Annotated in this window: 14 protein-coding genes; 5 read left to right on the top strand and 9 right to left on the bottom strand. The window is 49.6% G+C overall.

The features are described 5' to 3' along the window. Positions 1 to 59 precede the first annotated feature (59 nt). Entirely contained in the window at positions 60 to 335 is a 276-nt protein-coding gene (locus LG288_RS08965) for an oxidative damage protection protein (protein WP_404399859.1), read from the bottom strand. Beyond that, positions 332 to 1,378 carry an A/G-specific adenine glycosylase gene (gene mutY, locus LG288_RS08960; RefSeq protein ID WP_404399858.1) on the bottom strand — a complete coding sequence of 349 codons (1,047 nt, stop codon included), beginning with the start codon at positions 1,376 to 1,378 and terminating at the stop codon, positions 332 to 334. Before mutY ends, LG288_RS08965 begins: the two co-directional genes overlap by 4 nt. A 172-nt stretch (positions 1,379 to 1,550) precedes the next feature. Between mutY and LG288_RS08955 the strand changes: the two genes are divergently transcribed. Next, positions 1,551 to 2,633: an OmpA family protein gene (locus LG288_RS08955; RefSeq protein ID WP_404399857.1), complete on the top strand. Its 1,083-nt coding sequence runs from the start codon at positions 1,551 to 1,553 to the stop codon at positions 2,631 to 2,633. Between the two features lie 114 nt (positions 2,634 to 2,747). After that, complete coding sequence (trmB, locus tag LG288_RS08950) at positions 2,748 to 3,464, top strand: tRNA (guanosine(46)-N7)-methyltransferase TrmB (RefSeq protein WP_404399856.1); 717 nt, start codon at positions 2,748 to 2,750, stop codon at positions 3,462 to 3,464. Positions 3,465 to 3,467: 3 nt separating this feature from the next. Here the strand turns inward: trmB and hemW are convergent, their stop codons facing one another. Further along, positions 3,468 to 4,625, bottom strand: coding sequence for a radical SAM family heme chaperone HemW (hemW, locus tag LG288_RS08945; RefSeq protein ID WP_404399855.1), 1,158 nt, complete (start codon positions 4,623 to 4,625; stop codon positions 3,468 to 3,470). Next, positions 4,622 to 5,245, bottom strand: a complete 624-nt coding sequence (rdgB, locus tag LG288_RS08940; RefSeq protein WP_404399854.1) for an RdgB/HAM1 family non-canonical purine NTP pyrophosphatase — start codon at positions 5,243 to 5,245, stop codon at positions 4,622 to 4,624. Before rdgB ends, hemW begins: the two co-directional genes overlap by 4 nt. A gap of 87 nt (positions 5,246 to 5,332) precedes the next feature. Here rdgB and LG288_RS08935 point away from each other — a divergent pair, with 87 nt between their 5' ends. Then, positions 5,333 to 7,060 carry a potassium/proton antiporter gene (locus LG288_RS08935; protein WP_404399853.1) on the top strand — a complete coding sequence of 576 codons (1,728 nt, stop codon included), beginning with the start codon at positions 5,333 to 5,335 and terminating at the stop codon, positions 7,058 to 7,060. An 8-nt stretch (positions 7,061 to 7,068) separates the two neighbouring features. On the opposite strand, the gene LG288_RS08930 is transcribed toward LG288_RS08935, so the two are convergent. Genes LG288_RS08930 through LG288_RS08915 form a run of 4 tightly spaced genes read right to left on the bottom strand, consistent with a single transcriptional unit; the run spans position 7,069 to position 9,596 of the window. Then, positions 7,069 to 7,515, bottom strand: coding sequence for a DUF4426 domain-containing protein (locus tag LG288_RS08930; protein WP_404399852.1), 447 nt, complete (start codon positions 7,513 to 7,515; stop codon positions 7,069 to 7,071). A 10-nt stretch (positions 7,516 to 7,525) separates the two neighbouring features. Continuing rightward, the gene (locus tag LG288_RS08925) at positions 7,526 to 8,053 is read right to left on the bottom strand and encodes a YggT family protein (RefSeq protein WP_404399851.1); all 528 of its coding nucleotides are present in this window, start codon (positions 8,051 to 8,053) and stop codon (positions 7,526 to 7,528) included. Positions 8,054 to 8,061: 8 nt separating this feature from the next. Then, positions 8,062 to 8,886, bottom strand: a complete 825-nt coding sequence (gene proC, locus LG288_RS08920) for a pyrroline-5-carboxylate reductase (RefSeq protein ID WP_404399850.1) — start codon at positions 8,884 to 8,886, stop codon at positions 8,062 to 8,064. Between the two features lie 2 nt (positions 8,887 to 8,888). Continuing rightward, entirely contained in the window at positions 8,889 to 9,596 is a 708-nt protein-coding gene (locus LG288_RS08915; protein WP_404399849.1) for a YggS family pyridoxal phosphate-dependent enzyme, read from the bottom strand. Positions 9,597 to 9,628: 32 nt separating this feature from the next. Between LG288_RS08915 and LG288_RS08910 the strand changes: the two genes are divergently transcribed. Both LG288_RS08910 and LG288_RS08905 read left to right on the top strand, forming a co-directional pair. Beyond that, positions 9,629 to 10,663: a type IV pilus twitching motility protein PilT gene (locus LG288_RS08910; RefSeq protein WP_404399848.1), complete on the top strand. Its 1,035-nt coding sequence runs from the start codon at positions 9,629 to 9,631 to the stop codon at positions 10,661 to 10,663. Next, positions 10,663 to 11,712, top strand: coding sequence for an alkaline phosphatase D family protein (locus LG288_RS08905; RefSeq protein WP_404399847.1), 1,050 nt, complete (start codon positions 10,663 to 10,665; stop codon positions 11,710 to 11,712). Before LG288_RS08910 ends, LG288_RS08905 begins: the two co-directional genes overlap by 1 nt. Here LG288_RS08905 and LG288_RS08900 read toward each other — a convergent pair. Further along, complete coding sequence (locus LG288_RS08900; RefSeq protein ID WP_404399846.1) at positions 11,702 to 13,276, bottom strand: amidase; 1,575 nt, start codon at positions 13,274 to 13,276, stop codon at positions 11,702 to 11,704. The two genes, LG288_RS08905 and LG288_RS08900, sit on opposite strands and share 11 nt — an antisense overlap. Positions 13,277 to 13,357: the final 81 nt, after the last annotated feature.

The following is a 13,357-nucleotide window of genomic DNA, read 5'->3' as shown; positions in this document are numbered from 1 at the left end:
GGCTCCAGTGAGGACCCACAGTCCGTTGCACTTGTCAATTTTTAACGGAAGACTTTATGTTACCCGGACGTCGGTGGCGTGTAGCCTTCAACATCAATGTCTTTGCGCTCAAACAGAAACTCAACCATTTTTTCTTCAAGAAACTTGCGATCCTGTTCTGCCATCATATTGAGGTGTTTCTCGTTAATTAGCATGGTCTGTTTTTTCTGCCACTCGCTCCAGGCCTGGCTGGATATGTTTTGATAAATCCGTTCGCCCAACTCGCCCGGGTATAGCTGAAAGGTCAGGCCTTCAGCCTCTTGCTGTAGGTATTGACAGAATACCGTGCGGCTCATAAATGCTCCTCAAGTTGTTTAAAAATTTTTACTGTGGCGGCTGCCAGCCCGACATCAATCTGGTGACCGATAACAAACCACCGTTGTTGTTTCTCAAGGATAATAGACTCAGAATCTCTACTATTAACCAAGATTGGATAACAGTCCAAGTGAAAATGTGAAAACGTGTGACGAAAATTTTTTAGCTCGGTAATTTCAGCGTTGGTACTCGCTACTGCGTTTAATAAATCCTGCTTATCCGGGAATTCGGGGAATCCCCACAGACCGCCCCATATGCCAGCGGGAGGGCGTTGGTTTAATAACACTTGGTTTTGACACACATTAACCAGCAAAAACGCTTTTTTAACGGGTTTTTCGACTTTTGGTTTTTTGCCCGGATAGTCCGTTTGCCGTTGCATACTTCTGGCGCTGCAGGTTTCGGCAACAGGACAAAGGTGACACAAAGGTTTAGAGCGGGTGCATACCAGGGCGCCTAAGTCCATCATCGCCTGATTGTAATCGGCGTGCTGGTGTGCGGGCGTTAGTTGTTCAGTAAGTTGCCAGAGCTGACGAAGTACAGCTGCTTTGCCCGGCCAGCCGGCAATGGCAAAGTGACGCGCGAGTACACGTTTTACATTACCATCTAAAATTGCCGCATGCTGGCCACAGCCCAGTGATGTAATAGCGCCGGCTGTTGAGCGGCCAATACCGGGCAACCCGGACAGCAATTCTACCGAGCAGGGCAGTTGCCCGTCGTAATGCTCGCAAACCTGTTGCGCTGCTTTTTGCAAGTTTCTGGCCCGGGCATAATAGCCGAGGCCTGTCCAGAGGCTCAACACTTCGTCCAGCGGTGCCTGGGCCAGGCTTTTTACCGTCGGGAAACGCTGCATAAACCGTTGAAAATAAGGAATTACCGTTGCTACCTGGGTTTGTTGTAACATTATTTCAGATACCCAGACTTTATAGGGGGTTTTATCCTGTTGCCACGGCAATGTTTTGCGTCCGTGGCAGGTAAACCAGCAAAGTACCCGAGTAGAAAAGCGTGTCTGCATCGCGACCGTCATCAATTATTCTATAGTGCTATAGCCCTATTAGAACCTAGCCCTTCGGCTATGTAAATAATTGCAAACAATTCGGATAAAACTCAGAAATGGTCTATACTGTACGCATCTGGGCAAAGGCTGACGTGAAATCACATCAGCTCAGAATTGCATTAGCATGAACAAGGAGTTTGCGATGAAAAAATTGAATACGGTTTTACTGGCTCTGATCGGTGTAGGTATAAGCTCTACCGCGTTGGCGCAACAGACGGCTAAAGAGCCGGGCGAGTGGTATCTTGGCGCCCGCGTTGGTGCTTTATCACTGGACTCCGACCGTCAGGGCATTAAAGAAAATGTCTTGTATCAGGCGGATGACGGCTTCAGTACCTTTGCCGGTGGTCTGGAAGGCGGTTTCATGTTAACTGAGTTCTGGGAAACCCGCCTTTACTACGACTACGTTCAGGCCGGTATTGATGGCGCCCCTGGTGATTTGTACGGCTACTCCTATGGTGTTGATTACCTCTATCATTTGAATGATAACTTCTACGCCGGACTGGGCATCAACGCCACTGACGTAGGCGATTTAACGGACGCCATGGTGCGGGCAACCTTTGGTCACCGTAGTTTCATCACCGATCAGGTATCCTGGCGCGTTGAAGCCGGTGCTCAACGTGGCTGGGAACTAGACCACACCGAGCTTTTTGCCAACGTTGGCCTGCAGGTATGGTTCGGTGAGCCAACTGCCAGTGATGTTCAGGAGCGTCCTGTAGTGCAGCCTAAGCAAGCCCAGCAGACAACTCAGGAAACCGTCGATAGCGATGGCGATGGCGTCATTGACAGCAAAGATAAATGTGTGAACACGCCGGCAGAATATTCTGTTGACGAAAATGGTTGTGTTAAATATAAAAATGAAACCGTTCGCGAAGAGCTGTTGGTGGAGTTTGCGTTTGATTCTTCAAAGGTGCCTGAGTCAGCCATGAGCCGTATTGAAGATATCGCTGATTTCATGAAAAAGCATTCTCAGCTGGATATCACCATCCACGGTCATACCGATAGTGTAGGTGAAGAAGACTACAATCAGTGGTTGTCTGAGCGTCGTGCGAAGGCGGTAGCCGATATTTTAGTTAACCGCTTTGATGTTTCAGGTCAGCGCGTTTCCTATAAAGGACACGGCGAGTCTGATCCCAAGGTGATGGAAGATTCAGCTGCGGACCGTCAGGAAAACCGCCGTATTGAAGCTGAGTTGAAAGTCGTTAACCGGGTTCCTGTCGAACGTTAATCGTTGCCTGACTAGAACTAAAAGCGTTAAAATTGCGGGCGGGTCTGTTAAAAGCAGGCCCGCTTTTTTATTGAGTAAGTTTTTTCTTCTTAATTACGTGGTGTTAGTCATTTCATGAGTCAGTTTAAAAGTGCCGAAGAAGCCGAAGCGGCGGGCAAATATGTGCGTAAAGTCCGTAGTTTTGTGAAGCGGGAAGGGCGTTTAACGAAAGGCCAGGCGGCAGCCATTGAACGTTATTGGCCGAAGATGGGGCTGGAGCTGGAACAGGGCAGGCTGGATTTGGCACAGGTTTTTAGCAACAGCAACCCAGTGACCTTTGAGATAGGGTTTGGCATGGGCTATTCATTGGTGACAATGGCTCAACAGGCCCCGGAACGCAATTTTATTGGCGTTGAAGTGCATGAGCCCGGCATTGGCGCCTGCTTAATGGCGGCCGGAGATGCGGGTGTTGATAACCTTCGTGTTTTTAATGAAGATGCGGTACTGGTGCTGGAACACTGTATTGCCGACGCCGCATTGGATCGGGTACAAATTTTCTTTCCCGACCCATGGCATAAAAAGCGCCATCACAAGCGTCGTATAATTCAACCGGAGTTTATCGAAAAGCTGGTTGTGAAACTGCAACGAGGGGGCATTTTACATTTGGCGACGGACTGGCAAAACTATGCCGAACATATGCTCGAAGTGCTTAATAACAACCCCAAATTAAAGAACCTATCGGCTAGCGATGACTATGTTGAGCGGCCGTCAAATCGCCCAAAAACCAAATTTGAACAACGAGGCGAACGTAAAGGCCATGGTGTTTGGGATTTGATGTTTGAAGTGCTGTAACCTTTAAAGCAAGGTTTCCAGCACCGTATTCAGGAAGCGGTGACCGCTGGCCGTTAAGTACCAGTAGCCGGTGTCTTCGGTCAGCCAGCCCTGACTGATAGCGCTCTGCAACTTGACAGAAGCTGAGACGGCTGACAGTTGTGTTGTTGCCTCAAAACGCTGTTTAGAAATAGGCTCCAGTAACCGCAGGTGGTTCATAAAAAACTCAAAATAACGATCTTGCGGGCTAACCTCGGTTAACTGATAACGCAACTCTCTGGTTAAATCGAGATACCCCTGGGGATGCTTAATTTTTTCACAACGAATGATGCGATTAGCCGAAGCCATTGTTATTTTACTATGCGCGCCACAGCCAATTCCCAGGTAGTCTCCGTAACGCCAGTAATTGCGATTGTGAAGGCTTTGATGTCCGGGCTTAGCATAGGCACTCACTTCATACTGGTGATAACCGGCTTGTTGCAGCAGCTCATGTCCTGCCTGGTAAATATCCCACAGCACATCATCATCCGGCAGCTCAGGCGGAGCACTGGCAAACAGAGTATTCGGCTCGATGGTCAGCTGATACCAGGAAATGTGGGGGGGCTGCAAGTCAATGATTTGCTGCAGGTCGGTTAGTGCGTTTTGCACGGTCTGCCCCGGCAAGCCATGCATTAGATCCAGGTTAAAGCTTTTTAAAGGAAGTTGCCGGGCATGACTGGCCGCCTGCCTCGCTTGGTGCGGATTGTGGATGCGGCCTAACGCCGTTAACTGCTGTTGCTGCAGACTTTGTACACCGATAGAAAGCCGGGTAACTCCGGCACTGACAAATGCGGCAAACTTTTCAGTTTCAAAGGTCCCGGGGTTTGCCTCCAGTGTGATTTCACATTCCGTTGTCAGCTTTAATCGCCGCTGAATACCCTCGAGTAGCCGTTCAATTGCGGTTGCTGACAAGACACTCGGTGTGCCTCCGCCAATAAAAATCGAGCTAATTTCTCGACCCTGAACCCATTCAAGATCGCTATTCAGGTCGTCGAGTAAACGGCTAATGTAGGCTTGTTCCGGAATAGCACCGCTAAGCTTATGTGAATTAAAGTCACAGTAGGGGCATTTTTGAATGCACCAGGGAACATGTACGTATAATGAAAGCTCAGGCGCTAGGGCCCGAGGCGGTGATACAGTCATTCGGTTACTGCCGTAAAGTAGGATACCAGTTGTTTTAATGCCTTGCCGCGATGGCTGAGATCCTGCTTATCGGCCGGACTAAGTTGTGCTGCAGAGCACTGTCTTTCCGGCACCCAGAAAATCGGATCGTAACCAAAACCACCATTGCCGCTGGGGGCCGTTAATATTTCACCATGCCACTGGCCATGGCAAATTAGTGGCGTTGGGTCGGTGCTATGGCGCAAAAACACTAAAACGCAATGAAAAGTTGCCTGGCGCTGACTGGCTGGTACATCCTTCAGCTCACGCATTAATTTTTCAATGTTTTCGGCGTCGCTGCAATCGGGGCCGGCATAGCGTGCTGAAATCACCCCAGGAGCTCCACCAAGAGCTGGAACGGCAAGACCAGAATCATCGGCGATTGCCGCTAAGCCGGTGTGCTGACAGGCGTGCCGGGCTTTAATAAGAGCATTTTCAACAAATGTGAGACCGATTTCCTCAGCCTCTTCAAATTGCCATTCGGATTGTGGCCGGATGTGCCAGCCAGAAGTGGCCTGTTGGTCTGCCAGCATAGCCTGAAGCTCTGTTACTTTACCGGGATTTCCGGTGGCCAATACAATTTCGCGACTGTTAGTGTTCATGATTGTGAATTTACCGAATTAATTTTGTGCCATACTATCATGGCTTGTAAAAATTCGCAGGAACTCAAAGAGGTAAGGAGGGCCATTTTGGAAACAGCTAATACACTGCTGCTGATTTGTGGCGTATTGCTCGTTATCAGTATTTTAGCAGGTGTGTTATCTAACCGATTAGGTGCGCCCATTTTGCTGACCTTTCTGGTAGTCGGCATGCTGGCCGGCACGGACGGCGTAATCGGTTTAACCTTTGATGATCCCAACATTGCCTTTTTTATTGGTACCACTGCGCTACTCATTATTTTATTTGATGGAGGTATGCGCACCAACCCGCAGCGCTTTCGGGTAGCTCTTTGGCCGGCAATAAGCCTGGCCACCATAGGCGTGGCAATAACCTGCACCCTAGTGGCAGTCGCTGCAGTTTACTGGTTTAACTTATCCTGGGGAGCGGCCTTATTGATCGGAGCTATTCTGAGCTCAACCGATGCCGCGGCAGTATTTGGGATATTCCAGCAACAGGGTCTGCAAATTAAAGAGCGCGTGGGCGCAACGCTGGAAATCGAGTCGGGTAGCAACGATCCTATGGCAGTCATCCTGACTCTAACTATGACGGCAGCTGTCGCAAGCGGCACCTTCAATTTGTGGTATGTCATGCTGCTTGAAGTACTTTGGCAGTTGCTGGGAGGCCTGCTTTTTGGTTGGCTGGGTGGGCGCCTATTTATTGTTGCGGCGCGCAAGTTACCGCTTAGCTTTTCTTTTTTCCCGTTGCTGGCAGTTGCCAGTGCGGTCATGATTTATGCGGCTACTGCGCTGTTACATGCCAGTGGCTTTCTTGCTGTTTATCTGGCCGGCTTTGTCATTGGTAACGCCCGCTTGCCGCAGCTAGTACATATCCTTCATGTTCAGGATGGCCTGGCTTGGCTGGCGCAAATCGCGATGTTTTTGATTCTGGGCTTGCTGGTAACACCCTCGCATCTGGTTGAATATGCACCGGTGGCGCTGGGTATTGCTTTTGCGCTTATTTTTATTGCGCGCCCGGCCGCGGTATTTATTAGTCTATTGCCGTTTTCTTTTCCCTGGCGCGAGCAGGTTTTTATGAGTTGGGTTGGGCTGCGTGGTGCAGTCCCCATTATTTTGGCTTTATTCCCCTGGTTAAGTGGTGTAGAGCAGCAGGAGCTGTATTTCGATATTGCTTTTGTTGTTGTTATGGTATCGCTGATAATTCAGGGCTGGACCATCGCCCCGATGGCCCGTTGGCTGCAACTTGAAGTCCCCAAAAAAGCTGAGCCCCAGCAGCGTATGCCCTTGTCTGCGGTACCCAGTAAAGAAGCACTGGAGGTTTGGCTGTACGAAATTGATAAGAATTCACCGGCATGTGACCATAACTGGAGCGAATTAAAATTAACCGCACCGGCAACCTTTATCGGACTGATTCGCGAGGGAGAGTGGCTGCAGCCGGAAACTCAGCCAACTGTCGAGGAGGGCGACAGCCTACTTGTTGCAGCGACCACCAAAGACATTAGCGAAGTCAGTCGTATTCTGGCGTCCGGCGGCAAGGGACTAACGGTTAATGACAAGCACTTTTTCGGTGACTTTAGCTTACGCGGTGATCTAAGTTTTGCTGAACTATCGAGTGTTTATCCGTTAGGACCCATTGATGAAAAGTTATTAGGAAAAAGCCTGAAAAACTATTTTACAGAAAAGTTTCACCGCCGCGTGGTTATCGGGGATAAAGCCACGCTGGGTGATGTCATCTTAACGGTGCGGGAAGTCGATGATGCGGGCGAAGCGACGTTCTTTGGCATCAAAACCAGAGAGTGAGCAAGTGCTCACTCGTGGTAAAGCTCTTGTTCGAACTCTAGCGTTTCTTGATTACCGCTGTCATCTTTAAGGTTTATCGTAAAACGCATGAGCTCCTGGTCGCCGAATAAAAAACTGGCCAGATAATAAATAGCGTCGCCTTCGGTGATTTTTTCAAATTCCAGATTTTGCACGCCGCCACGAGGGTTACTGACAAAACCTCTGGGCGGAACGGCCAGCGCTTCGTTAGTTTCACTGTCCAGAACCGAAATATTAATAACACCTCGTTTTGCGCTTCGGGTAATGTCGTACTGAGCCGCAATATCCGGTGTCAAAAAGGTTGAGTTAAACGCACTGTAATGAACGTCCCAGCCATTCATGGTCTGTTTTTGTTGTGCTGACGCCGGGTGGCTCACTAAAGCCATAGCAAGTGCACAGACAGCAGCGAATAAGTTAAGTTTTAATGTTCCGAACATTGCTGACTCCTTATACTCCGATTAACACCCGTAAAAACTGTAATAAAATGATAACTACCAGAACCGACAGATCCAGTCCGCCAATGGGCGGAATAATCTTTCTGACAGGCGCCAGTAGTGGCTCTGTTAGTTGGTAAAGCATTGCTTCCATAGGGTTATAGCCCTGCGAAAACCAGCTGAGGATGGCACGGATAATCAAAATCCAGAATAGCATCGATAATAAGCTGCTGATGGCGGTTAATATTCCCTGAACCACTACCGGCAATATCGCCAGCCCGTAATTATTGATCCACAACAGGGCTATCACTTTAATCATGCCCAAAGCAATCGCGAAAGTAACGCTGGCTGTATCCAGACGCCCGGCCATAGGCAGCACTTTTCGCAGCGGACCCACTACCGGCTGCGTTGCCTTAACGACAAATTGACTGAGTGGGTTGTAATAATCAGCTTTTACCAGCTGCATCCATACGCGAAGTAACACGACGATAAGATATAAGTCGATTAACGTCGCTACCAAAAATGTCATTGCATTATTCATTGCTGCTCCTAAAACAGTTTGGCCATTTCTTGATTACGGCGTACAGCTGCTTTGACTGCCTCGGCGGATATTTCCGGTAAGTTTTTTTGCTGATAGACTTCGACGCCCTTTGCCGTGGAACCGCCTTTACTGGTGACCTGCTGGCGCAGTTGTTCCAGTGTCAGCTCGCTTTCTTTGGCCATCTGTGCCGCACCCAAACAGGTTTGCTGCACCATCGCCCGGGCCTTGTCGGGGTCAAAGCCAAGCTCCATGGCTCCTTTAGCCAGGCTGTCCATAAATTCGAAAAAGTAAGCCGGGCCGCTGCCTGCGACCGCGCCCAGAATGTCCAGCTGATCTTCGTCTTCAACCCAGAGCGTTTCGCCCACGCCGTTAAACGCTTCAGTAACAAAGTTCCTGTCAGCGTCCTCAACCCGGGACTCGGTGACCAGCCCGGACATGCCTTGTCCAACTAACGAGGGTGTATTAGGCATTACCCGAATAATACGAATGTCGTCACCTAAATACTGGTGGTATTTAGTCATGCGAATACCGGCGGCAATGGTGATAATTAATTTGTCGTTAAGGTTTTCTACGTGCTCCTTTAAATGGGCGCAGACATCACTCATAAGTTGAGGTTTTACTGCCAGCACGATAGCGTCGGCCTGGCTGGCGACAGCGATATTATCCTGACTGGTGTTAACGCCCAATTCCGTTTTCATTTTGTCGAGTTTATCGGTGCTGGGGTTACTTACCCAGACACTTTCGGCCGGATAACCACTTTTACACATACCGCCGACGATACTTTGTGTCATGTTACCTGCGCCGATAAAGGCAATGTTACGGATATCGTTCATTATCACTCCCGTTGTCCAAAAATTGCTGTTCCAATACGTACCATATTAGCACCCTCTGCTACAGCTTGTCGCATATCTCCGCTCATTCCCATGGACAAGGTATCAACGGAAGGCCCAAATTTATGCTGCAGACTTTGATATAGCTCACGCATCTTAATAAAGCTCTGGCGTTGCTCCGCGGCTGTTGTTTCGGCTTTAAGAATGGTCATTAATCCTCTTAAGCGAAGCTTCTCGCAACTATCAACGAAAGCAGCCAGTGATTCTACCTGAGCCGCAGAAAGTCCCGACTTGTTCTCATCATCATCAATGTTCACCTGCAGTAATATATTCAGAGGGGGCAACCGCGACGGTCGTTGCTGATCCAGCCGGCGAGCAACTTTTTCCCGCTCAACGCTTTGTACCCAGCTGAAGTGCGTTGCGACCTCTTTGGTTTTGTTGGATTGCAGGGGACCAATAAAATGCCAACTGAGCCGTGGGTCATCGATCTGCTCAATTTTGGCGACGCCCTCCTGGACATAATTTTCGGCAAAGTGATACTGTCCCGCTTGCACTGCCGCCTGGATAGCGCTGGCTGGATGCCGTTTGCTGACTGCCACCAGCGTAACCTGTTCCGTGTGGGACGATTCAGCAGCCAGTTGTTCAAGCTGTTGACGTATTTGCGCCAGTTTTTCTACTATGTTTTCAGCACTGTTGTCTGCTACCTTAGTCACATTAAGTATCCTCAACTCACCGAGCGTTAGCTATGAATGTTACTGATTTACTCGCCTTTAGTATGAAACAATCTGCCTCCGATTTACATCTTTCTGCGGGCAGCGTTCCGATGATAAGAGTGGATGGTGATATCAGGCCACTAAATCAACCGGCTCACAAGGCCGACGAACTTAAGGAAATGCTTTACGAGATAATGGCTGAGCCGCAAAGAGAAGAATTTGAAAGGCGCTTTGAAACCGACTTCTCTTTTACCATAGAAGACGTTGCTCGCTTTCGGGTTAATGTGTTTACCCAGCGTAAAGGCATGGCCGCCGCTTTTCGCATGATTCCAAACGAAGTAATGACGCTGGACGATCTTAATGCACCGGATATTTTTAAGGATATTGTCAACGCGCCCCGCGGCCTGGTTTTGGTGACAGGCCCTACCGGATCCGGTAAATCGACTACCCTGGCTGCGATGCTGGATCACATTAATCAGTCAAGAGCGCAGCATATCCTGACCATAGAAGATCCGATTGAATTTGTTCATAGCAATAAAAAAAGCCTGATAAGTCAGCGCGAAGTTCATCGGGATACACGCTCATTCGAAGCTGCGCTGCGCTCGGCATTACGGGAAGATCCGGATGTTATTCTGGTTGGCGAAATGCGTGACCTGGAAACCATCCGGCTGGCCATGACTGCAGCAGAAACGGGACACTTAGTGCTGGGAACACTGCACACTACTTCGGCACCGAAAACCATCGATAGGATCATTGACGTATTTCCCGGTGATGATAAACCTATGGTGCGCTCTATGTTATCAGAGTCGCTGCGAGCAGTTATTTCGCAGTCGTTACTGAAACGAGTCGGAGGGGGCCGGATTGCGGCCCACGAAATTATGTTAAGTAATTCAGCCATTAAAAATCTAATTCGTGAAGATAAAGTCGCACAAATGTATTCGGCGATCCAGACCGGCGGCGAGCGGGGCATGCAGACGCTGGATCAGGCCTTGAAGAAGTTACTTGCCAAGGGCGAAATCGAAATGGACGAAGCGCGCCGCGTCGCGGTTACTAAAGAGGACTTCTGATGCTGGTAATAAAGGGCTGGCTGCTGCTTAGTCTGACGCTGCTGTGCGGCAGTTATGCGAATGCACAGCAGTCTACACGGGTAGCTTTTGGTTGCTGCTTTGATCACAGCGAGCGGCAATTGGCCTTTGATGCGTTGACCCATGCCGACCCTGAAGCTTTTGTATTTTTGGGGAATGCGTTGGATGTTAATGCCGGGGATATGGACGACCTGCTTGATGCTTACGATGTCTTTAACCGCTTTCGCGCACCAAAAGTTCTGCGCCGCCAATCAGCAGTGCTTTCGGTCTGGAACTTAAAGGATTATCGCATCGATGGTAAGACCGGCGCTAATAACCCATTAAAATATGCAGTGCGCAATCATTACCTGACCTTTTGGCGGGAGCCAGCTACTTCAAGCCGCATGTTTCAACAGCACGGGATTGCTAAAGCAATTGTTTTAGGCTCGGCGCCACAACGGGTTCAGATTATCGTTCTTGATGGTCGCTGGAACCGTGATCCGCTGCCGCGGGTGGGCTGGTTTGAACGTCAAATGCGTAAATTTGACCATAAACAGGGTCCTTACCTGAGCAATCCCGGTGGGCAACTACTGGGCGAAGAACAGTGGCAATGGCTCGCTGCTGAGCTGGAGCAACCTGCAGAAGTGCGGATTATTATGAGTGCGACGCCGTTTTTTGCTCCGCAGAATGGTTACGATAGTTGGTCAATGTACCCAAAAGCACAGCAACGGCTAGTCGAGTTGCTGACTGAAACTAAGCCAAATGGTCTGCTGTTAGCCGTCGGCGACAGAGGCTTTGGTGAGTTGTCGAAAGTTACCGATGTGCTGCCTTATCCGCTTTGGCAGATAACAGCCGGTAGTATTGAGTCAGATGACACCGAGCCCTATCCGTCTGAATACCGGCAGGGGCCTGCAATAACTCAGGCTCGCTACGGTCAAATAGAAGTTATCTGGAGTGAAACGCCAGACCTTCGACTGTCGCTACAGGATGTCGATGGCCGGGCGTTGCACTCTCAGACCTTATCGTTAAGTCAGTTACAAATTAGTCAATAACCGGAGCCCGGCGATGCTGGGTTGCCTGCTCGTAAGCAAACGCCGCTTCAATAAGCACGGGTTCAGCCCTGGCTGTACTAAAAAAGCTCAGTCCAACAGGTAAAGCCGGTTCATCACCAATTTGTATATAGCCCATCGGCACAGTGATATGCGGGTAGCCTGCAACAGCAGCCGGTGAGCTGGCAGAGCCTGAATAATTATCACCACTCACCCGATCAATTTTCCAGGCTGGCGCAGTTGTTGGGGCAACCAGTAAATCAAGATCATGTTGCTGCAACATGGCGTCAATGCCTTCTTTGCCGGCAAGGCGCTTGCTGTCTTTTAGAGCCTGCAGATAGTCCTCTTTATCCTGCTCTGTTTTAGCTGCTGCCATTTCGAACAGTTCCTGACCAAAATAAATAAGTTCCTGTTCTGCGACCTGCTCGTTGGCCTCAATCATATCACTCAGGTCTTTGTAGGGCAGCGAAGAGGTGGCAAGATATTTTTTCATATCTGTATTAAATTCATAAAGTAACACGGTAAATTCGTCAGCCCCGTAATCGCCGTAGGTCTCCATGGTCACGTCAATGACTTCAGCGCCTTGCTCACGCAAAACATCAAGTTGCTGTTCAAACTGCTGGTCAAGTAGCTCGTTATAACCGGTCAAATTGCGAACTACACCGATACGCTTATTCTGTAAGCCATCCCCCTTGAGGTGTTCGGCAAAAGCCACATCGGGCTGGTAAGCCGCCGGATCAGTGGGATCATATTCGGCCATCGCCTGTAACATTAAGGTCGCGCCGGTAACGGTGCGTGCCATTGGCCCTGCTGTATCCTGGCTGTGAGCAATAGGGATAATACCATCACGGCTAATTAGACCCAGGGTAGGCTTAATGGTAACAATGCCATTAATCGCTGCCGGACACACCAGCGAGCCGTCCGTCTCAGTGCCTACGGAAAGAGTGGAAAAGTCAGCCGCAACGGCCACTGCTGAGCCGGCACTTGAACCGCAAGTAGTGCGGGTAGGATCATAAGGATTAACCGCCTGGCCACCGAGTCCGCTCCAGCCAGAACTGGATCGGGTAGAACGAAAATTAGCCCACTCACTGAGGTTGGCCTTACCCAGAATAATTGCGCCTTCCTGTCTTAGCTCGTTAACAACAAAAGCGTCATCAGCAGGTAAATTATTGGCAAAGAGCACTGAGCCGGCCGTGTTTGGCATTCCTTCAGCGGTGTCAATATTGTCTTTTAATAGCACCGGAATGCCATGCAGCGGTCCGCGGATTATGCCCTCTGCTCGCTCGGTGTCTAATTGCCTGGCTGTTGCCAGCGCCTGTTCGTTAACGGTAATGACTGCCCGTAGCTCAGCACCCTTGGTGTTATGTTGCTCAATGCGTTGCAAATAGTAACTGACCAGCTGCTCGGCACTCAGCTCTCCATCGCTCATTGCTTGCTGCAGTTCGCTGACGGAGGCTTGTTGGTAACTGAAGTCTGTGCTGCTCTGATGTGCGGGCGACTGACAGCCGCTTAGTGCTAGTGCGACTGCCGCAGCCAGCAGCAGTGGTTTAACCGAGATCATTTTCATGGGGGTTCCTTTGCCAGGTAAAATTAATGATTAAAGTGCCACAAGTTCAGCAGCTTGACGATAAAAAATACGGTAAACTGA

Source organism: Idiomarina seosinensis (assembly GCF_044797955.1).
Taxonomy (GTDB): Bacteria; Pseudomonadota; Gammaproteobacteria; order Enterobacterales; family Alteromonadaceae; genus Idiomarina; species Idiomarina seosinensis_A.
The sequence above is the reverse complement of the archived record's forward strand: the minus strand, read 5'-3'. Positions and strand labels throughout refer to the sequence as shown.

Bases quoted from the DNA above. Each gene is read 5' to 3' on its own strand.
- LG288_RS08965 (WP_404399859.1), bottom strand. From the start codon at position 335: ATGAGCCGCACGGTATTCTGTCAATACCTACAGCAAGAGGCTGAAGGC.
- mutY (WP_404399858.1), bottom strand. From the start codon at position 1,378: ATGACGGTCGCGATGCAGACACGCTTTTCTACTCGGGTACTTTGCTGG.
- LG288_RS08955 (WP_404399857.1), top strand. From the start codon at position 1,551: ATGAAAAAATTGAATACGGTTTTACTGGCTCTGATCGGTGTAGGTATA.
- trmB (WP_404399856.1), top strand. From the start codon at position 2,748: ATGAGTCAGTTTAAAAGTGCCGAAGAAGCCGAAGCGGCGGGCAAATAT.
- hemW (WP_404399855.1), bottom strand. From the start codon at position 4,625: ATGACTGTATCACCGCCTCGGGCCCTAGCGCCTGAGCTTTCATTATAC.
- rdgB (WP_404399854.1), bottom strand. From the start codon at position 5,245: ATGAACACTAACAGTCGCGAAATTGTATTGGCCACCGGAAATCCCGGT.
- LG288_RS08930 (WP_404399852.1), bottom strand. From the start codon at position 7,515: ATGTTCGGAACATTAAAACTTAACTTATTCGCTGCTGTCTGTGCACTT.
- LG288_RS08925 (WP_404399851.1), bottom strand. From the start codon at position 8,053: ATGAATAATGCAATGACATTTTTGGTAGCGACGTTAATCGACTTATAT.
- proC (WP_404399850.1), bottom strand. From the start codon at position 8,886: ATGAACGATATCCGTAACATTGCCTTTATCGGCGCAGGTAACATGACA.
- LG288_RS08910 (WP_404399848.1), top strand. From the start codon at position 9,629: ATGAATGTTACTGATTTACTCGCCTTTAGTATGAAACAATCTGCCTCC.
- LG288_RS08905 (WP_404399847.1), top strand. From the start codon at position 10,663: ATGCTGGTAATAAAGGGCTGGCTGCTGCTTAGTCTGACGCTGCTGTGC.
- LG288_RS08900 (WP_404399846.1), bottom strand. From the start codon at position 13,276: ATGAAAATGATCTCGGTTAAACCACTGCTGCTGGCTGCGGCAGTCGCA.